Source organism: Alteromonas sp. 38, assembly GCF_902506055.1.
Lineage (GTDB): Bacteria > Pseudomonadota > Gammaproteobacteria > Enterobacterales > Alteromonadaceae > Alteromonas > Alteromonas lipotrueae.
This window is the reverse complement of record NZ_LR733300.1, coordinates 207,460-228,472: the sequence shown is the minus strand read 5'-3', so window position 1 is coordinate 228,472 and position 21,013 is coordinate 207,460. Positions and strand designations below refer to the sequence as shown.

13 protein-coding genes are annotated in these 21,013 nt (G+C 42.6%); 7 read left to right on the top strand and 6 right to left on the bottom strand.

What is annotated here, in order from left to right:
• Positions 1–150: 150 nt before the first annotated feature.
• From FLAVO9R_RS00945 to FLAVO9R_RS00925, 5 genes are all read left to right on the top strand, one after another.
• Entirely contained in the window at positions 151–2,895 is a 2,745-nt protein-coding gene (locus FLAVO9R_RS00945) for a TonB-dependent receptor (protein ID WP_159528035.1), read from the top strand.
• A 67-nt stretch (positions 2,896–2,962) separates the two neighbouring features.
• Positions 2,963–4,405: an SLC5 family protein gene (locus tag FLAVO9R_RS00940; RefSeq protein WP_159528034.1), complete on the top strand. Its 1,443-nt coding sequence runs from the start codon at positions 2,963–2,965 to the stop codon at positions 4,403–4,405.
• Positions 4,406–4,417: 12 nt separating this feature from the next.
• Positions 4,418–5,959, top strand: a complete 1,542-nt coding sequence (locus FLAVO9R_RS00935) for a tryptophan halogenase family protein (protein WP_159528033.1) — start codon at positions 4,418–4,420, stop codon at positions 5,957–5,959.
• A 36-nt stretch (positions 5,960–5,995) separates the two neighbouring features.
• Positions 5,996–6,739, top strand: a complete 744-nt coding sequence (locus tag FLAVO9R_RS00930) for a SapC family protein (protein ID WP_159528032.1) — start codon at positions 5,996–5,998, stop codon at positions 6,737–6,739.
• 156 nt (positions 6,740–6,895) lie between these two features.
• Entirely contained in the window at positions 6,896–9,040 is a 2,145-nt protein-coding gene (locus FLAVO9R_RS00925) for an alpha-galactosidase (protein WP_159528031.1), read from the top strand.
• 44 nt (positions 9,041–9,084) lie between these two features.
• On the opposite strand, the gene FLAVO9R_RS00920 is transcribed toward FLAVO9R_RS00925, so the two are convergent.
• From FLAVO9R_RS00920 to FLAVO9R_RS00900, 5 genes are all read right to left on the bottom strand, one after another.
• Complete coding sequence (locus FLAVO9R_RS00920; protein WP_159528030.1) at positions 9,085–10,200, bottom strand: tetratricopeptide repeat protein; 1,116 nt, start codon at positions 10,198–10,200, stop codon at positions 9,085–9,087.
• Between the two features lie 200 nt (positions 10,201–10,400).
• Positions 10,401–11,678: an alpha/beta hydrolase family protein gene (locus FLAVO9R_RS00915; protein WP_159528029.1), complete on the bottom strand. Its 1,278-nt coding sequence runs from the start codon at positions 11,676–11,678 to the stop codon at positions 10,401–10,403.
• Positions 11,679–11,839: 161 nt separating this feature from the next.
• Positions 11,840–13,018 (bottom strand): MFS transporter, encoded by a 1,179-nt coding sequence (locus FLAVO9R_RS00910; protein WP_159528028.1) that lies wholly within the window; start codon positions 13,016–13,018, stop codon positions 11,840–11,842.
• 71 nt (positions 13,019–13,089) lie between these two features.
• Positions 13,090–13,995 (bottom strand): dihydrodipicolinate synthase family protein, encoded by a 906-nt coding sequence (locus FLAVO9R_RS00905; protein WP_159528027.1) that lies wholly within the window; start codon positions 13,993–13,995, stop codon positions 13,090–13,092.
• 105 nt (positions 13,996–14,100) lie between these two features.
• The gene (locus tag FLAVO9R_RS00900) at positions 14,101–15,330 is read right to left on the bottom strand and encodes an EAL and HDOD domain-containing protein (RefSeq protein WP_159528026.1); all 1,230 of its coding nucleotides are present in this window, start codon (positions 15,328–15,330) and stop codon (positions 14,101–14,103) included.
• A 322-nt stretch (positions 15,331–15,652) separates the two neighbouring features.
• Between FLAVO9R_RS00900 and FLAVO9R_RS00895 the strand changes: the two genes are divergently transcribed.
• Positions 15,653–18,334, top strand: coding sequence for an ATP-binding protein (locus FLAVO9R_RS00895; protein WP_159528025.1), 2,682 nt, complete (start codon positions 15,653–15,655; stop codon positions 18,332–18,334).
• The gene (locus FLAVO9R_RS00890; RefSeq protein WP_159528024.1) at positions 18,318–19,571 is read left to right on the top strand and encodes a response regulator; all 1,254 of its coding nucleotides are present in this window, start codon (positions 18,318–18,320) and stop codon (positions 19,569–19,571) included. Before FLAVO9R_RS00895 ends, FLAVO9R_RS00890 begins: the two co-directional genes overlap by 17 nt.
• Before the next feature lie 90 nt (positions 19,572–19,661).
• Here the strand turns inward: FLAVO9R_RS00890 and FLAVO9R_RS00885 are convergent, their stop codons facing one another.
• Positions 19,662–21,005 (bottom strand): tetratricopeptide repeat protein, encoded by a 1,344-nt coding sequence (locus tag FLAVO9R_RS00885; RefSeq protein WP_159528023.1) that lies wholly within the window; start codon positions 21,003–21,005, stop codon positions 19,662–19,664.
• Between the last annotated feature and the right edge of the window lie 8 nt (positions 21,006–21,013).

The following is a 21,013-nucleotide window of genomic DNA, read 5'->3' as shown; positions in this document are numbered from 1 at the left end:
ACCTTTAATTTCAATATCTTAATAAAAACAATTAGAAATTTAGGTTACGCAATGTGTAAAAAGAATGTTAATAATCTTGATCCGAACATACTTATTACGCTATTTGTACGCTAACTAAGTAGAAAATAGCCTACTCACGGAGAAAACACAGTGACACATAAAATTAACACATCATTATTAGGCCCAATGGCGAAACGCTCACTACTAGGTGTAGCTATTGCTTCTGCCTTACACGCCCCGTTGGTATTCGCTCAAGAAGAAGCGACACCTTCTGAAGAACAAGTTGAAGTTATTGAAGTTAAAGGTTTTACCAGCTCTCTAAAAGCATCAATGTTAGATAAGAAAGCATCTGATGTTGTTTACGACGGTATTACAGCTGAAGATATTGGTAAATTTCCAGATCAAAACGTTGCAGAGTCGCTACAGCGCATTACTGGTGTTGCTATCGATAGGAGTGGCGGTGAAGGACAATTCATTACAGTACGTGGTTTCGGCCCAGAATTTAACACCGTATTGGTAAATGGTCGTCAAATAGCTACTGAGAACCAAGGTCGAGCGTTCAGCTTCGACACGCTTCCTGCAGAATTAATTAGTGGTGCAAAGGTATACAAGAGCCCGCTAGCATCAATGCAAGAAGGTGGTATTGGTTCGACTGTTGAAGTTACCACTGCACGTCCTTTCGCATTTGATGGCTTTAAAGCCGTAGCAAGCGTTAAAGGCATGTATGAAGACATTTCAGAGGAAACAACACCACAATTATCTGGCCTTGTTACCAATACCTTTATGGATGGCAAGCTTGGCGTTTTAGCTGCTGCTTCCTTCCAGCAACGTAAGCTTCAAACAAACATGTTGGAAACACGCTACTGGCGTCCAGGTGTTAGCATCACAGATCGTTCAGAACTGGATAACCCAGACTATGCCGATAGTTCACAATACAATGGCGTTTACGTTCCACAGAACTTTGACCAAATTGTTGACTTGGTAGATCGTGAAAGAACATCTGGAAACTTAGTGGTTCAATATGCTCCGAATGATGACATGACTCTTACGTTAGATGGTCTTTATTCTAAATTCGAGGTTGATTCAGATGCTCACAGTGTGGGTCACTGGTTTACTGATAGCAACTTAGACAACATGACCTTCAACGAAAACGGCTCACTAACTAGCTTAGATAGCACATTAGTTGAAGGCGTGGGTGGTGCAACTGACTTTATCCGTCGTCGCTATGGTCGTGACGTTGAAATTCAGGCATTTGGCGCAAATTTTGAATGGTTAGTAAATGATAACCTAACTGCTGTTTTTGACCTTTCAACATCAACGGCAGAAGACAACAGTGGTGGTGATAACTTCTTCACCGTTGTGGGTTACAACAATGCTTACAGTGTTGACTACTCTGGCACCACACCGACACTATCGGTAGATGGCGGCGCCGATGCACTTCAAACTCCGTCTTTAGGCCGCATGCACTACAATGAGCGTAACGGTTTTGATACTGAAGATACTATTTCAGAGTACCGCGCCGACTTTACGTGGGTACCTGATTCAGATAATGCCTTCTATAAGATGGACTTCGGTGTTTACTACCAAGATCGTGAAAAAGATAACACTCGTCGTTTCGCATCAGCCTGTAACGTTTATTGTGGTTACAACTTCGATCTCCCAGATGAATTGCTAACTGTTTTCACTGCAGAGAACTACTTCGCTGGCGTACCTAACCAATGGTTAACGTACGATCCTGAAGCTTTCTTTGATTATGCAAACTCCGACGCGGCTGCACAGCAAATTGCTGATGCAACAGGTTTATCGTTTGATGATGTTCGCGCGACACTAGATGCGACCAACATTGGCGACCCACAACCAAGCGCAGACTCGTACGTAGTAGGTGAAGAGCTTCTTAGTGTTTACACACAGTTCTACTTCCAAACAGAAATTTCTGATTTACCTTTAGATATCAACTTTGGTTTCCGTTATACAGAAACTGATACTTCGGTAGATGGAACCATACAAGAAGTACAAGATCTTCAGCCTATTCCGAACGATCCGTCAGATTACAATATTGTTTACGCTACCGATGTTGGTACGCCAATTAACGAAAAGAATAGCTACTCTTCGTTGTTGCCTAATGTAAACGTTAAACTACAATTAACCGACGACTTATACCTACGTTACGCGTACTCAGAAACACTAACCCGCCCAATGATGGACGATTTAGTACCTGTATTTAACGTAACAGTATCTCGTCCTGGTAACCTTCAAGCGCAAGCCGGTAATACTGAACTTCAGCCTTACCAAGCTACCAGCTGGGACGTGTCGTTAGAATGGTATTACGATGACACTAGCTACTTCTCAGCAGCCGCTTTCAATAAAGAAGTGGAAGACTTTATATCTTCATCTACTGAAGAAGAATCTTTATTCTTAGACAGCGGAGAGTATGTATTTAGCGTACTTCGTCCACGCAACGGCGAAACGCTAAATGTAGAAGGTCTAGAGCTAGCATGGTTACATACGCTAGAAAATGGTTTCGGTATTCAAGCTAATGCCACCATCGTAAACTCAGACGCTGAATTCAGCTTACCGGGTTTAGGTAACTCTCAAAACATTACGCTTTTCTATGAAAAAGACGCGTTTCAAGCACGTGTTGCTTTGAACAACCGTGAAACTTTCATGCAAGAAGCAGTAAGTTCACTGGGTGGAACAGAGCCTCTTTTCACAGAGACTTATACCCAGGTAGATATGAGTGTTAGCTACGATGTTAACGAAACCGTTACGGTATTCTTCGAAGGTATCAATATCACAGAAGAAGAGTTAACCCGTCGTGGTCGCCTTTCTGAGCAGTTCGTTCAACAAGTGAATGATGGTGCTCGCTATGCGGTTGGTGTACGTGCTAACTTCTAATTAAACCTAGAATGAAAGGGGGCTAACCGGCCCCCTTTTTGTTGTTTCTACTGCTGAGGAGTTTTTTGTGTCAGGCAGCTTAATCCAAATCATCGTTTTCTTCGTTATTACTGCGCTTATAGGCTTACTTACCTATATTAAGTGCCGCGGACATGGACACAGTACGGCAAGTGAAACTAAAGAATATTTTCTAGCTGGCGGCGGTCTTACATGGATCTTTGTCGCGGGCTCTATTACGTTAACTAATTTAAGTACCGACCAATTGGTGGGTATGAACGGTAACCAAATGGCGTTACTGGCGTGGTGGGAATTTGCCGCTGTTGTTGGTCTTATTATTCTTGCACGTGTATTTCTTCCCGTTTATTACCATTACCAGTGTACAACTACGACCGAATTACTAGAAAAGCGATATAACAATAAGCATATTCGTGCGCTTATCGGCTTACTTTTCTTCTTAGGCAGTAGCCTTATTTTCATGCCTGCGGTTATTTATTCTGGCTCGTTATTCATGATAAATATGTTTAACTTAGATGTGCCTCTAATGTACGTGGCAACAGCCTTTGCCATTATTGGTGCCTTGTATGCCATATTCGGTGGTTTACGCGCAGTGGCAGTATCAGATACCTACTCGGGGGTGTTGTTGCTGGTTATGGCTATTGTGGTAGTGATATTAGCCATGGTGGCTATCGACTTTGATTTCTCGGGCATTCCCGCTGAGCGCCTAACGTTAATTGGCGATGCAGACTCACCGTTACCGTGGCAAACACTATTAACCGGTATGATCTTTATTCAAACGTTTTACTGGAGTACTAACCAAACCATTACACAACGTGCTATGGCTGCACCCAATATTAAGGAAGCGCAAAAAGGGGTGTACGCAGCAGCTATCATTCGCTTTATTATTGTTCCTAGCATCATTGTTGTACCTGGCATTATCTCATTCAAACTTTATGGCGACATAAACGATGCAGCCTACGGAACATTAGTAGGTGACGTACTTCCTGATTGGTTGTCGGGCGTATTCGCAGCTGCATTAGCGGCGGCGGTACTCACAACATATAACAGCAATCTAAACTCAGCCACGGCATTATACGTGTGCGATATACACGAAGCTTATGTGAACAAAAAGCCTGAAGTGGCCAAGTTAGGTGGAATTGTTACCGCAATTCTTACTGTAGTTTCACTGGTAATGGTGCCTATCTACGCGCAAGCCGAAAGTATCATTAACTTGTTACAACAACTCTATGGTTTGCTTAGCATGCCTATACTTTCTATTTTTATAGTCGGCTTGTTGTTTAATAACGTTAACCCATATGCAGGCATTACTGCTGTTATCTTTGGCGTGTTACTATATTCATTCTTTAGCTTCGTGCACGCCCCCTTTGGTTTGCATTATATTCACCTTATGTTGGTTACCTTAATTTGCTGTATTGGTGTAGCCTTGGGTGTAAATAAACTCGTATTTAGACAATCGGCGCAATGGCGCGGCAGATTGGTAGATGCAGACTAGGTAGCGCAGCGTATGACGCCGGTAAATAGTGTTGTTATTGTGGGCGGAGGCACAGCGGGTTGGCTTACTGCTGGTCTGCTGGCTGCTACCCACTCTAAACAAGGCTCCACCGGCGCACGTTTGTCTGTAAAGGTTATTGAATCTGATTCGATTCATCCTATTGGTGTGGGTGAAGGCACTTGGCCTACTATGCGCAGCACCCTAGCTAAAATAGGAATTGAAGAAGCTGCACTCGTCCAACAGGCGAGTGCGACCTTTAAACAGGCGAGTAAGTTTGTTCACTGGCACACTGAAGGGGAACGCACTGGATACTACCACCCCTTTAGCGCGCCCCAAGGCTCGGCTACTGTAGATATAACCCCTTACTGGTTGTGTAACACTGCATTACACGAATATGCCTCAGATGTGTGTTTTCAACCTAGCCTGTGTGAACATGGCCTAGCACCCAAATTAACGGCCCATTCAAAACAAAATTTCAGTGCTAATTATGGCTATCATCTTGATGCCGGTAAATTCATTAGCGTATTGCGTGAACATTGTAAGAAAGAGTTGGGCGTCGAACATATTATTGATGATGTTACCGATGTTGCTACTGATGACGCTGGCATAAAGCACGTCGTCACAAAAAATAATGACCATATTCGCGGTGATATTTTTGTTGATTGCACGGGTTTTAGTGCACATCTTATCGAAAAAGCACTAGATGTTCCCATGGAAGATGCATCCTCTGTATTGTTTTCAGATTCAGCTTTAGTGCATCAAATTGCATATTCTGATGAACATCAGCCTATTGCTTGTCACACCCTTTCTACCGCGCAAAAAGCAGGTTGGATATGGGACATTGGTTTGCAAAATCGTCGGGGCACCGGTTACGTTTATTCGTCAAAATTTCAATCAGACGACGAGGCAACTCAAACGTTTACGGCTTATCTAAAATCGATAAATCCCGACGAAGAGTTACCTTCTACTTTTAGAAAAATTAATTATAAAACTGGCTATAGAAAACGTTTCTGGGAAAAAAATTGCGTAGCTATAGGTTTATCTAGTGGCTTCTTAGAACCCCTTGAGGCCTCATCACTGATGTTAATTGAGCAAAGCGCAATTCAACTTGCAGAGCAATTACCCCCCTATACACAGGTGATGCCCCACGTGGCGAACCGCTTTAATGAAGCGCTAGCTTATAAGTGGCAAAGCACTATAGCGTTTTTAAAACTGCACTATGTACTTAGTAATCGTAACGAGGATTTTTGGTTAACAAACAGAGCACCACAGAGCATTCCACAACGGCTAGCATCTTTGCTTGAAGAGTGGCAATACCGCCCTATTCTCGATAGCGACTTTACTGATAGAGATGAAGTATTTAGCGCACAAAGCTATCGCTATATACTTTATGGAATGTCACATAAAACCGACTTGAGCCAATATGTGCGTTCAATGAGCCAATACGACGGTGCCGATAAACATTTGCAACTGAATAAAGCCCTAATCGCTCAATTGATAGCGCGCCTTCCTTCTCATCGTGGATTAATTGATACAATGCTTAATAAGTATTAAGCCTAATACACCTTAATTTAACCATCAGGTATTGTTATGTCGTCATATACGCCGTTAGATAACCAAGCACATCGCAACCTTTGTATAAAGGCAGATAAAAGGTTTAGCCACAGCGCCGAGTTTAATTTAGTGTCCTTAGGCTTCAATGAGATTGCCAGTATTAGCGGCTGTATGCCTATAGTGGTTACTGCAAATGACGCAAACCATTCTCATACGTTAGCGGCTGTGGTTGGCTGGCCCGAGTTTGGTAACGTATATTGTAGCGACACTGAATGGATGGGTCATGCCGTGCCGCTGAGCATCCAAAGCTACCCATTCAATTACGCTGTTGAACAAGACAAACTCACCGTATTGTTTGATGAAGACAGCCCTTTGATTTCTAACAATAGTAGCGAAGGTGCCAGTGCTTTATTTGCATCAGATGGCTCCCCATCTGCAAGTCTTAAACAGTATCAAAGTATGCTATCTAACTTAGCGAGCGGCTCTCAACAAGCAAGTGCTTTTATTCAGGCTTTAACCGACCTTGAGTTGCTATCTAATCTATCAATCACCTTACATTTTGAAAATGGCGAACCCCGTGAAAGCACAGGGCTTATGACTATTAATGAAGATAAGCTAGTGCAGCTAAACGCAGATATTATTCACCAATTGCATACCCAAGGGTTACTGGTAGCAATAAATGCCATGATGCTTTCACTTAGGCAATACAACCGCTTGGTACAACTCACTAAAAATGCGAACAACCCTGTGGTTAAAATCGGGCTAAAAACTACCAACTAATTATTGGTGGAGAAGTAAAGAGCATGGTATTTTACACGCAATGTAAACGTTTTACCCAATTTAGATAAACGTCTTATTCCGCATCTTTTCTATGTTATACATGCGATATAAATGGGTGTGCGGTATTCAATCATATTTAAAACCTGAGAGGTTAACATGTCATCACTCACGGCTTTTGTCCGCTTAGACAACGCAAAAACGACTTTAATTTTCGACTGCCAAGGGCGCATGCCTACTCTGATTTACTATGGCCAGCAGTTGAACAATGCAACAACGACAGACATGTTAGCGCTGCTTAACACTCGCCAAGAAGCGAAATGTGCGCCGGTTATCGAGCCACCTATCTCATTAGTTCCCACCCATGGTGAAGGTGTTACCGGTTCACCTGGTTTAGAAATTTCAGGGGATGCAGATCAATGGTCGGCAGGATTTACCTTGTCGGATATTGAGCAAACCGATACCAGCTTAACGTTTACTGCGGTTGATGCCGACAGACAAATGCAGTTAGTTACACGGGTTGTATTAGATGCTGAAACAACCGTGGCCACATTTACCTCAAGTATCGAAAACCAAGGTGAAAGCACTTTACAGCTAAATTACTTAAACGCTGCCAGCCTTGCCTTACCAACGACCATGAGCAAGATTAAAAGCTTTGAAGGAAGATGGTCTAATGAATTCCAAACTGCCGACCATGACTTGTTCTTCGGTAGTTATGTACGTGAAAACCGCCGCGGCAAAACTTCTCATGATACTTTCCCAGGCTTAATCGCGTTTGCTAATGGAACCGGTGAGCTAGTTGGTGAGTGTTTCGGCTTCCATTTAGGTGCTTCAGCTAACCATAAATTCCGTGCGGAAATGATGGCTGATGGCAGAAGCTACGTTCAATTTGGCGAGCTATTATTTCCTGGTGAAGTAACGCTTGATGCAGGTGAAAGTTATACGTCACCCGTGCTTTATGCCGGGTTTGGCGACGCTGGTTTTTCATCCCTTTCCCAGCAGTTTCATAATTTTATTCGAAGCAATGTGTTAACCCACAGCGCTGATATCACCAGTGCACAGCACAAGCCCCGCCCAGTGCACTACAACACATGGGAAGGCATTTATTTCGACCATGATGAAGCCACGCTTAAAGCCCTTGCTGACAAAGTAGCCCCCTTAGGGATAGAGCGCTTTGTACTAGATGACGGCTGGTTTAAGGGCCGAAGAAATGACAAAGCTGGCTTAGGCGACTGGACAGTAGATGAAGCTATCTACCCAGAAGGGCTAGATGGGCTTATCGACCACGTTACCGATAAAGGCATGGAATTCGGCATATGGTTTGAACCTGAAATGGTTAACCCAGATAGCGATTTGTACCGCGCACATCCTGAATGGGCGTTGCACACCAAGAATAACCCCCATGTACCCTTTCGCAATCAGTACGTACTTGATTTAACCAACCCTGAAGTGGTTGAGTACCTGTACAAGGTGATTACCGACGTACTGAGCACTTACCCTAAAATTAGTTACATTAAGTGGGACATGAACCGCGATGTAAATCATCCTGGCAACCTACAAGGCAAACCAGCTATGCATGGCCAAATGGCGGCTTTGTATACGTTAATCGATCGCGTTAAAGCGGCACATCCGGGTATTGAAATTGAAAGCTGTTGTTCAGGCGGGGGCCGTGTGGACTTAGGTATATTACCTCACACCGACCGTTTTTGGACGTCAGACTCTAACGACGCGTTAGACCGCTTGTACATACAGCGCGGCTTCTCTTACTTCTTCCCTTCTGAAGTGATGGGCGCACACGTAGGCCCTCGCGATTGCCATATTACTGGCCGTAATTTACCGATTGAGATCCGCTCTGCAGTATCGATGTTTGGCCACATGGGTATTGAGATGGACCCCCGTGAGCTTACTGAGCACGAGCAAGACACCCTGAAATCCGCCATTTCACTGTATAAAAAATACCGCCACATTACCCACGGTGGCGATTTATACCGCATGGATGATGATGGCCTTAACGTGAAGTTTGGTTATGTATCAAAAGACAAAGCCGAGGGAATTTTTGCCTACAATAGCGTGAAAGAAACCGGGCGTACTACACCATCTCGTTTCTATTTTGCCGGGCTTGATGCCGATAAGTCCTATACCCTTGAGCGGGTTTGGCCGGGTACATTGAAAGAATACTCACCGTCTATTTTGCAAAAAACAGACGGGCAAGTATTTAGCGGTGAAGCGTTAATGAAATACGGTATGCAAATGCCGGTTTTATTCCCGCAAACTTCGCTTATCTATACCGTTAAAGCAGTGTAGTGTAATAAAAAACACGCTACATAAAGCTTAAAAAAAGCGAACCACTAGGTTCGCTTTTTTATTTGTTTTTTGAGGCTTTTCATTATTTTTGCCAAACGTTTATCACCGTCTTTTGTCACTTTCTCAAGGGTGCTAGATGCCATTGAAACATCATCAGCATTTAGGAACAGCTCGGCTAAACGTAAGTTAGCCCAATTCTTACTTGGCAACTGATGAGTATCAATATCTGTCGCCTCTAATTCAGCCAAGTAGTAGTTAAGCGCATCAATTCCCGACTTAGTATATTGGCTGGTTTCTACTGCCACCCAACCTATACGATAAGTGCCATATAGTTGGGTAAACTTACTTTCAGAATACGTGTTCCATGCTTGTTCATCTGCTTTGTGAGCTTTAACTACGTTAGTGTTTAATAGAGGGGTTAGCGCTGCTATCGCGTCATCGTATTGTTCACCATCTATATGCAATCGACCAAGCTCAAAACGTGCCCGAACTTCGAATTCAGGCTTTTCGCTAAGCTCAATTAACATTGCTTTTGCTTCAGCAGCTTTATCATCTGCGGCATAAATTGTTGCTGTCGCAAATTTGCCTTCTAGTGCATCCATTTGCGTAATTTTATCAGCAAGCTTTTTAGCTTCATCTATATCGCCACCAGCGATAGACGGCGCTATTATGTAAAATTGCATTAACGCCTGATAAACCTCAATTTCATCTGGCGCCACTTCTATCGCTTTTTGTAGGCTCGCTTTGGCTTTTTTGGCATAACCTAGGGCGGAAAAAACACTATCCATTGCTTGTGCCCCCATCACGTTAGCCTGCATATGGTAAGCGCGGTAATTGTCTTTATGGTCGTCAACAAATTGAGCCGCCATATCCTCAGCATCATCTAAATCTGTATTCATTAACGCCGAAATTAACACGTTATATTGCTTCGGGGTCTTTGATGGTATGGGCTCAAGTGCGTTCACTATACTTTCATAATCCTGCGCTTGAAACATAGCGTCTAATGCGTCGTCAGAAGGTAATGCGCTGGCGTTCGCAAACGACACAAAGAATGATAAACACAGTAAAGCGACTATATTTGCACCCTTAAACGCAGTAATAGCAGGCAGACACAAACAATGGAGAACAGTTAATTTGTTTTGATTTCGCTGGAGGAACATTCCTTTGCCTTAAATGAATAAGCGTGAAGTAGTAAATTAGCATGCTTAATACGACTTCTCGAACTGAATAAGTAACAAAGCATGTCTTGCCAGAATGAACCGTTTGCCTATGGGTATGACACAACGCGAAACAAAAAAAGGCCTAACACGGTTAGGCCTTTACGGTATTTTTTCATCATTGGAGATAGTAAAGGTGACGCCTATTTCTTAGGTTTACTTTCCATAATTAAACCTAACGCATAACGATTGTCGAAGCCCTTCCAGACTTCTGGCACTTTTCCTTCTACAGCAACTTGCCCACTATCGCCCTCAACATTTAAATAGGCACAAAAATCAGCTTTTCCTTTCACATGGCATTCCATCATAGCCAATGCAAAGTGTTCGTTTATGTCATTCATGGTTTCTGAACGCCACGCTGGCTCTAAATAATGACCAATATCGAATTCGTTTCCAAATGCTTCTTTAGGGGCCGGATGGGGAGCAATATTGTGTCTGGCATTTTGGAACGTCAGTAGTTTACTGTTTTCGTTTCCTGTATTTTCAAATAGCCACTTAATACCTTGGTAACCAGAAATATCATCATGATCGCCAGAAACGTATAGCATGGGAACGCGAACATTGTTTAGTGCGTCTTCTGAAAACACTTTATGTTGACCGCCCCAAGGCGCTAACGCCATCGCCGCTTTCCAACGCGTATCTACGCTTTCAGCGTCAGCATTGCCACCGGCACAAGTATTAAGTACATTTTGTAGCGCACTGATCACCGCCGGATCTGCTACCCCAGTAAAGCTAGCAGTAGCTTCTGCTCCAAAGTTATAACAGCCGCCAACAGTATTAACCGCCCCAAACCCCCCCATAGAATAGCCAATGAGCCCAGCGTTTTGGGTGTCGGCTACACCGCTAAATAGCGCATGTTCACTCACCGCATTCAACGTTAACACTTGATCTCTCGAACGGTTCAATAAGGTACTAGGGAAGCCAGCATAAGGGGCATTGGCGAAATCTACATCTTCGTTGGTAGAGTCGGTATGATCTATCCCTGCCACAATATATCCATGAGACGCTAGGTGCTCACCAAGGTAATACATTATTGTGCGATAACCCGTATAGCCGTGCGACAACACAACAACAGGGTAACTGCCTTGCGTTTCTGCCACACTGGCATCGCGAATAGCATCAGCTTGAATGCTAAACTCGTTACCACTACGGGTTTGATTTTCATACGTTGTGGCCGCGCCGCTATCAGTGGTGGGGTACCAAACTTCTAGTTTCAACGCTCGGTCAACAACCTGCCCTTGTAGAGTAACGACGGGCTTAGGATAGTTAACGGTTAAGGTTTTAACGCCCACGTTATAGGTACCTTTTTCACTTAGTTCAGGCGTAATATCACTAGGATAGTCTTGATAAAGCGTCTGCGCTGAATATACCGGTGTCGCGGTCAGTACTACTGTGGCACAAATTAGGGATAACGTTTTCATGAATTACTAATTTTTTGTTAATTATTATGCATACCGTATATTACCTCCGTGCTCCCAACATACAAGGAGTGGCTCATTTATTAAATGAATTGTAATAAATAAGACTAGTTAATTTAATTTGCTATTTTGATAACGATGAAGGTAAACGTATAACCTAAAGGCTATTTTTGCACGCTGAATATAGCAAAACACATGATAAGAATGAGTGCGAGGGTTGCGCAAGATGTTACCAGCGGGACTGTTACCCCATGTACCAGTAAGGTTCCAGCGACTAGGGCGCCTATTGCACCTGCGCCTACCTTAGCAGCGGCAACCCACATATACGTCTGCGCCGCGCTATGTACAGGGGCAAACTCCGTTCGTGCCGCTAGGCTGGAAGTAAAGAATATGGCATTGGCTACACCACATAACCAGTAGCCCGCTGCCCCAAGAACAAAAGAAGGGCTTAGGGTTGTCGCCAGTAACGCCAACATCAAAAAGCTTCCTGCTCGTTTTAACAACGTAAGTGGCTCTTTCGATAGTGGCCTAACAATGAGAATTAGCGCACCACTTAAATTTCCTACCCCGTATGCCGTGACCAGATAAGCGCCATGATGCTCTGCGTGGTGCCAATATTCGCTAAGATAAACGGCTAACACGGGTAAGGCTGCAATACTAAATGCTGCTCCCGATGTCATCACCATCGTACGTAACAGTGCGCTCGAGTTTTTAAACGCATAAAACACGCTTTTAAACCCTATGTCTAGTGAGGCGCCAGCTTTTGGCAGTACATGCTTTTTAGGGAAAGTTAAAATGAGTATGCCAGCTAACAGAGGCGTGAACACCAGCACACTAACAGCAACCTTTGTTGAGAACAGCGCCGATAAAGAAGCAACAATAAATGGGCCCAATGTGTGCCCTACCCCATAGGTAATGGTGTCCCAGCTTTGCGCTTTTCTAAGAGACGTATTGCTTGCGCTAACTAAACTCGGCAATTGAGTACCCAAGCCCCCCATAATAAACGAACTGCAAACACCACTTATCAGCAACGAAAACGCCAACAGCCAAGCAAAATGCATTTCAAAACTGAATATAGCCAATAGAAAAAAGCAGGTATAACTCAACGCCGCTGCACTAATGAGATATTTAGGCTGCGAAACCCCATCTAACCAACGCCCGTATACTGGCCCTAACAAATGAGGCAGCGTTAAGCATGCCGCTAAAATTCCCGCTGCCTTTCCATCAAGTTCAAGGTTTCTAGCAAGCAATACGATGGCCACAATAGCGCCACCAGTTGCCGTGCGCGCGATAATGGCGGCCACAACATATTTGAGTAATGGTGAAAAACGTTCTTTATTCAACGGTGGGCTACTCTTTGGCGCTGGCCTTTGTGTTAGCGTTGGCAACAGATTAGCACTGAGTCACGTGCAACTTAATCCAGTGATAATTGCGTTAAAATCGCTTCGAGTTTTTGTTTATCTTCGGCCTGAAGGGGCTGTAATGGATGAGGTAAACAATTTGCTTCTGTGTAACCCAGTATTGCCGCAGCGGTGGCCATCACGCGCATACCGCCTTTATTGCGAGCGAACAAATCCCATAACGGCGTTAAGCGTTCAGATTGTGCTATCACTGCTTGCAACGATGATGATTGAGTTGATGCAATCATGGTTTTCACCGTATTAGGAAATAGCCCTCCCAGCACAGATAACCATAAATCGCATCCCGCTTGCATACCCAACGCGCCAAATTTATCACCACTCACACCAATGGCTACATGCTCTGGCACTAAATTTCGCAAGCTAGAAAGTCGTGCTTCCCCAGTCGCATTGCCATCAGCATCAGCAAAAGGCATTCCGGGAATTTTAATCGCGCCTACGTTTGGTAGCTGGGTAACTTGGGTATATAGCGTGTCGCTGAAACTAAACTGGGTCACTCCTGGGTTTTCGTAAATGCACAGGGGAACTGAGATTTCACAGGTGACCCTTTGGTACAGCGCAAGTACTTCAGCTTCATGCAACGGATGATACGAAACAGGGGCCAGTAACAACGCTTTCGCCCCCGCTTTTTGTGCCACCTCCGCATTTTTAAGCACATCATAAGTACGCAGTGAACCAATGCCTACCATCACAGGTGTACCGTTTGCGGTAGCAACTGAAGATTCCGTCACCTGTGCTAGCTCATCCCTCTTTAAATAGGGATAAAGGCCGGTAGATCCCATGGCGCATATTGAATCGACATTTGCTTGCTTTAGGTTGCTAATGAGCTTTTCAAACGCGTGAAAGTCTATTTTTTCGTGGCGAAATGGCGTGAGGGGAAAGGCACACAATCCGGTGAACATAAAAGCTCCTGATGCTAAAAGGTAAGCCATTATAGGTACTATACACGCTTCAGTCGCTTACTTACACGCCGTTTCTTTGCTATCAGCAGGGGCTCTCAAGTCTACTCATAAGTTGTTCATGACATTGTCTGCCCATAGCGCTGCATCTTGATGACAACGGCCATAAAGGCAGATCTCCTCATTCGATAAGCCCTCGAAAGTTTGGCTATCGAAGCGCTCTATGCCCATCACATTAGTGAGCAGTAAACCAAGAGCATTATCACGGGTTAATAAAGCTTGTTTTAAACGCGCTTCCAGCTTCAGGTTACTAACAAGTGTTTCTATTCCAACTTCAAAAATTGCATCTGCGCCTGAAAGTAAGCCCACTAAAAAGCATTCTGATGGGTTAATCGCATCTTGCTCATTCTGTTTATGCAGCGCAATACGTTCAAGGGTTTTCGCTCTTGTTAATAATGTTCGAAATAATTCGGTAGGGCTCGTTGAGACAGACATCAAAGACATGATGATTGCCCATTGCTTGACGACATTCAGCCCCAATATCACCACAGCTTCTCTAACGCTGTTAACATCACGAACAAGTTGATAAAGAGGACAGTTTATTAAAAGTAAAATCTTCGTTGTCAGGACAGGATCAAGAGAAATCATATCTGCGACGCTATCAACTTCAATATCACTTCTGCTGAGTTCAGAGACTAGGTTTAAAGCACTATGTTGCTTTGCGCTTATTTTCTTACCATCAATAATAAACGGGTTTTCAAGGAAATCTCCCTGAAAAAGATCGAACCCTAATGCTTTACAATTTTCATATACCGCTTGGTTGTCCACATGTTCTGCCAATATTAAACACTTTGATTTTTTTAATATTGGGATGCTTTTTCTAAGCTGTGCTTGAGTCACATTTAACACATCAACTTTAATCACTTTGATGTATTTAAAGAACATCGATTTAGAAGGGTCGAATGCGTATTCACTCAGCGCAAAGTTGAAACCTCTACGCCTCAATTGTCGAATTCGTTTGAGATTATAATCTGTGGGTTCTACTGTGGCGAGCATCTCGAGAATAATGTTTGGTTTTACCGGTAAAAGGCTGTCGGTTTCACTTAGAAAATCCTGATCGATATTGATGAATATAGGCACATTTAGGTGCCTATCGCTTTTCGCAATACTCTCGCATACACTTGCTAATAACTCGCTGGTCATTCCCTCTTGTAGTAGCCCCACCTGCGGGTGAGAGAGTATGTCGGAATCTGCTTCGCCCAAGCACAAAAATTCGCAAGCAAATACTTCGTGGTCTTCATTGAACACAAGCTGCCTTGCAGTTAACACATCCTTCACTGTTAGCTACTCCATAAGTCTTATAGGCTACCGCTGAAACGCCAGCCCTTAGAAATACGCTCTAATCAGGTCGCGTCAAAAACGCATTAACCACTGACGATAGCTATGTATTAGTAAGTTCACTTTCCATTCTTCATAACGTTTTCTAACCACTAATTTCGCAATTATCGCTATTGTCATCTACAGTAAAATTGTTATGAGCCAAACTGAATTCGCTAAAAATTGAGCTCAGAATTAGTTGGTGATTTCTTATTTAACAATTTTTTAATCATGGCTTTTATCACGCCTGATTGGCGTTATTTTAATAATAGACCACCTTTTCATGACTATTAAAGATATTGAAATTAATAAAGACCTTAAAAAGACTCAGAGCCTGATTAATCTGTTTTACCATCCCGTGCTTGTGGTAAATAACGACTTTGACATTCTTGCTTCAAATAATAAATTAAAGGACAGCAAGGTTCTGTCTTCTAACTTGCCGATTATTATGGACGCAATAATGCCTTTATTAAACCGCGAGCAAGAACTCGCTTTTTGTGTCATTGAAGGGGAAGAAAAACTGTGTACTGCCATGCCAATGGAGCATGGAAGAACACTGGTTAAAATTGCTCGGTCGAAGCCTTCGGCGCTAGCTAAGAGATACTATAACCTTGTAACGGCCATCGATCAGATCCCCGATGCGGCTATAATTTTTAGCGAAGGAAAAATCGACCTTGTTAATGAACAATTCCAAAAGATATTTCCTTTTAGTACGAATAAAAGTTTAAACGGTGTGCCACTAGATACCATTCTTAAAGATTTCAGCGTCTACTTCGCGCAACGGGACAAACGTCTTCAGGCATTAACCTATCGATTTTTGAGGCGCAAATTTAGCAGTAAACAGGAGCTATCTTTATCGTTCACCTCTCCTGACGGGCAATTTTATGAATATCGCGACAATTTAACCTTCACAGACGGGCGGGTAGGTCTCATCATTAATGAATCTCAGATTAAAGGCCTTAATGAGCAGCTTGAAAGCGCATTTAACGAAGCGCATGTTCTTAGCAATGCAAAAAGTAATTTTATGGCGGCAATGAGTCACGAGGTTCGCACACCATTAAACGGTATTATTGGTTTGCTAGATTTATGTGAGCATCAAAAAGATCTTAAAGGGAATGAGCTTTTAGGAAGATTATCGAAAAGTGCAAACTCTCTCCTGAACCTCATCAATGATGTATTAGACTTCACCAAGTTTGATGCCAACATGGTTCAACTTTCGCCATCAGAAATTAACTTGAGGACACTATGTGAGGAATTGATCGGTCACTTATATGGGCAAGCGAAACAACAAAATGTTGAACTTACGTTATTTATCGACCCGATTATTCCGAGCCTGATTAAAGTCGACGAATTGCGCCTCATGCAAGTTCTCACAAACTTGTTAAGCAATGGGCTTAAATTTAATCGAACGTTGAATGCCACACTACGTTTGGAAGTGTTGAAAGATGAATTAACGAATTACATTCATTTCCACGTTATCGATAATGGTATTGGTATTGAGGCCGCTAAAATACACACTATTTTTGACCGTTTCACCCAAGCGAATGAAGAAATTCATAAAACCTTCGGTGGCACAGGATTGGGGTTGAGTATTTGTCAAAAAGTTGTTCAGTTGATGGGCGGCCATATCTACGTTGAGAGTGAGTTAGGGAAAGGCTCAACGTTTGTAGTGCAATTACCGTTAGAAGCCTGTTCAGCGCCGGAAATAGAATCGGTACCAGCACATTTAGATAATTATACGTTTGTAACCAACAACGCCACTTTTTTTTATGACCTTAAACGATACGAACAACGACTACTTTTTAAAACCCAATTAATAAACACCTTGCCAGAGCAAGCACAATCAAACCATATCTATTTGCTTGATGCTACCAAGGTACACGAGTTTGCTTTGCTCGACTCTGAATTGTCTTTACAAGACAACATCTCCAATCTGCCATTGGGCCAAACTGCGCTTCTGGTAGACAATATAAACCAATATGACCCTGTTAACATTAACCAAATCCATCTAGTGCCACTTAAATTGGGTGAACTAATCAACCTAATTTCATCTACTTCGCCGCCTGCATCATCTAGCGTTAGGCACTTACAGCCTGACAATATTTCCGACCGTCTGCGTATCTTAGTGGTGGAAGATAATATCGATAATATCTATGTACTTAAAAAGCAATTTGACACTCTGAATATTAAGGCTTTCTTTGCGATGTCAGCAGAAGAGGCCATTATTTTCTTTGAGCAGCAGACATTTAACGTAGTAATTAGTGATTATCAAATGCCTGTTATTACAGGTGGGGAGCTTATCGGGATTTTGCGAGATATAGAGGAAAGTGAGCAAAGACCACCCGCGATTATGTTAATTCTGACTGCCGATAACTCAAAACAATGCCAAACGCTTTGTAATGACGTTGGGGTAGATCGCATTTTAATGAAGCCACTCACATTACAAACATTAGCAGACTTAACACGTCGCCTAGACAGTGAATTAGAACAAAAGGGACAGTTGGCAACATCTACAGCTATTACAGACGAAGCTGGTTTACATGAATGTATATTTGATGATGACTTTTTCTATGACAGTAGTGAAGTGAGTAGCAGTATTGATCCCACAAGCGTTTTCGATATTTCAGCCCTCATCGAAATGACAGGGGATATAAGCGCCGTTGAGGAGTATGACTATTTATACTCGTATCAAAGTAATCTAACACGCGATTTCCCCAAAATGTGCCGTTTAGCCAAAGCGAAGGATTGGAAAGGCTTGGCAAAATTTGCCCATAAATTGAAAAGTAGTACGAGGACAGTTGGTGCCTATCGTTTAAGCCAGAAATGCGAAATTGTTGAAAATGCAGCTAACAGCGATTCAATAGACGCGCCCAGAGTGGCAGATTGGGAAGCAATGAAAGAGGGTATTGAAGAGCTTCTAGCCCATTTAAGGAAATATTTGGAAAATCATGACTCACTCAAGTGAAGCTCAAATAGTTCTCTATATTACAGATCCTCAAAGTGATGAAATCATTATCGAGATGGTAAAAGCGCACTTTGACGATTACGCAACTTGCCATTCGCTGAAAGATTTATGCAAGCTTCTTACTGATGCTAAACCCAAAGTCATTCTGCTTACAGGCGACTCATTGGAGAAAAGCCTTTTTACCTATTACCGAACCCTTGAGGCGTTGAAGACATATCGCTTATGTAACCATAAAATTGTTAGTTTAATTCCTCGTCAGTATGAGAAAGAAGCCTATGAAGCGCATGCGGCAGGAATTATAGACGACTACATGGTCGCCAGACCTGTGTATGAATTACATCGCATTATATTAATTTGCGAACATTTATTTAGCGAACTAGGAGTGCATGTTCAAGACAGAGAAATGCTTGCTCAACAAACCTATTTCAGCAAAATCGACCATTTTGATGACAAAATAAAACATGCGTTAAAACAAGGTCTAGACTACAAAAACCAATTACAGTCGGAGTTCGAAAGCTCTATTGTAGAAATTGAAAACGCATTAGAACGAGCAGTAACACGGGTAGAAATGGAGCAATCCGTAGATCTTGATATTGCCAAGTTACAAGAAACCTTATCTAAAATGAAGGCAGACCAAATTCGCCCAGAGTTAATAAAACTTCAAGCGAGGGCGATTAGCTTATTAGAAAAAACCCTCGATTTAAAAACGGCAGAATTAACGTCAAATACTGGTGCTGAAGAAGCAACAACAGATGCGAGTACTGAAGCAAGCACAAGCACCGCAGAAAAAGACAAAGGCTACGCCTTTAACAGACTATATAACCAAGATATCGACCCCGAAAAAATACTGGAAAAAAAGAACGATGTGCCATCTATCCTCGTGGTTGAGGATGACATTATTAGCCTTCAGCTAACCAAGCGGTTGATTGATAAATATAAGATGCATTGCGATGCCGTTTCTACAGGCAGGCAAGCCTTCGCTTCTTTATCCACCAAAAAGTACGACCTTGTGCTGATGGATGTGAATTTACCAGACACTAACGGCATCTACATTGTAGGCCAAGCGGGCTCTCAGCAAAGCCTAAACGCCGATACTCCTATTATCATGCTATCAGGGGATAAGCATAAAGCTACAGTGACTAAAGCGATGCAAAAAGGGGCAAAGGGTTACATTATTAAGCCCCTGCAAAAAAGCTCGTTTGATAGATTAATTGAAAAATATATCTCTACGGTTTAAACAATCACCTAAATGGTTCTTAACCGTTTCTTTAATGATATTGGGGATACCTTGCGGGTGCCCCCTTACTTTGGTTCAAGTCGAGTACTATTATTTACTTGCTGCTTTGATTTTATTTTTTGCTACTGCAAATTCAAAAAACGTTCGTATATCAAGTTCGTAAATACGCTGCCAGTAGGTGTCTGCAAGTTCAGCGTTGTCGTTTTCTATGTGATTTAAGGCTGCAATGAATAAAGCTTCAGACTGTTCGCAGCGATCACTCGCCAGTGCCATCAATTGCGTTTCATCAATACTGCCTTTGGCAAAGTTAAGCATCCCTTTTTGCCAATCGTCCAATTCAAGTTGCTCAGAGGCAAAGTTTAATAACTCACGACTTTCTTGGCTATTACCCTGCATTCTATAGCCATACGCACCATAAAGTACCCCATAGATTCGAGCCTCATCAGCTTGACTATAACGACTAGCAAGATTACCTACTTTATCCCAATTCCCCGCCGCAATATTTGCGTAAATTTGGGTAAGTAAAATCTCTGCTTTGCTATCAACATCAGTTATCTCATAGTCGATGACTTTATCGATTTTGGTATCCCATAAATACATTTCATTTAAATAACTCTGATAGCTAGGATCTAATTTAGCCGCTTTTTGTGCGGTATAGACGGCCAACGTGGTTTTATTGCTGATACGGAATAATTCCGCGAGTAAATTAAAATGAAATGGATCATTAGGAAAAGACTGCGTCAAAAGACGGCTTTCGGTAATGATATCGTCTAATGGTTTATAAGTGCCCGTATCACACATATTATTAAGTGCGTATTCCGTTTGATAAAGCACCCAGTCCGACTTTGCATCAGGATTACTATCATCTCGCTTTCGCGCCGCCTCAACAATGTAAATGGCTAATTCGAGCTGTTCCTGATCATAATAATAATAAGCTAACTCTAAAGCCCCATTCATAAAAAATGGATTGTCACGAACCGTTTGCTTTAACGCCGCTAACATTTTTTCATCTTGGGGTTGCTCGAGTAAGTATGAGACATACACCGGCGGCGCAATGTCTAATGTACTTAAAAACGGGTGCTGTGTATAAAACGCTTGCCACTTTTGTTCGTCGTACTCTTGCTCTACAAATGCCAATTGCAAATTCAATCGATAATAGTGAAAAGCAAAATAGCGATCGTTAGGCGCTTGTTTTATGCCTTGTTGCAAATTACTTTGCAGCTTATTCAATAAGTCATAATCTGGCTCTCGGTCAAACGCTTTTAACTGGTACTCAATCAAATTACGCAATGCCTGAGAATCATTTGGGTAACGCTCAACTTGCTGCTCTAAACCGACGAGTTCAGGCGAGGCATTTGCATTCTGGGTTGAAGTAGATTCGCAGCCGCTCAGTAATATCACACTAGCAAGTAGTACAATTCGGTAAAACATCATCTAATAAT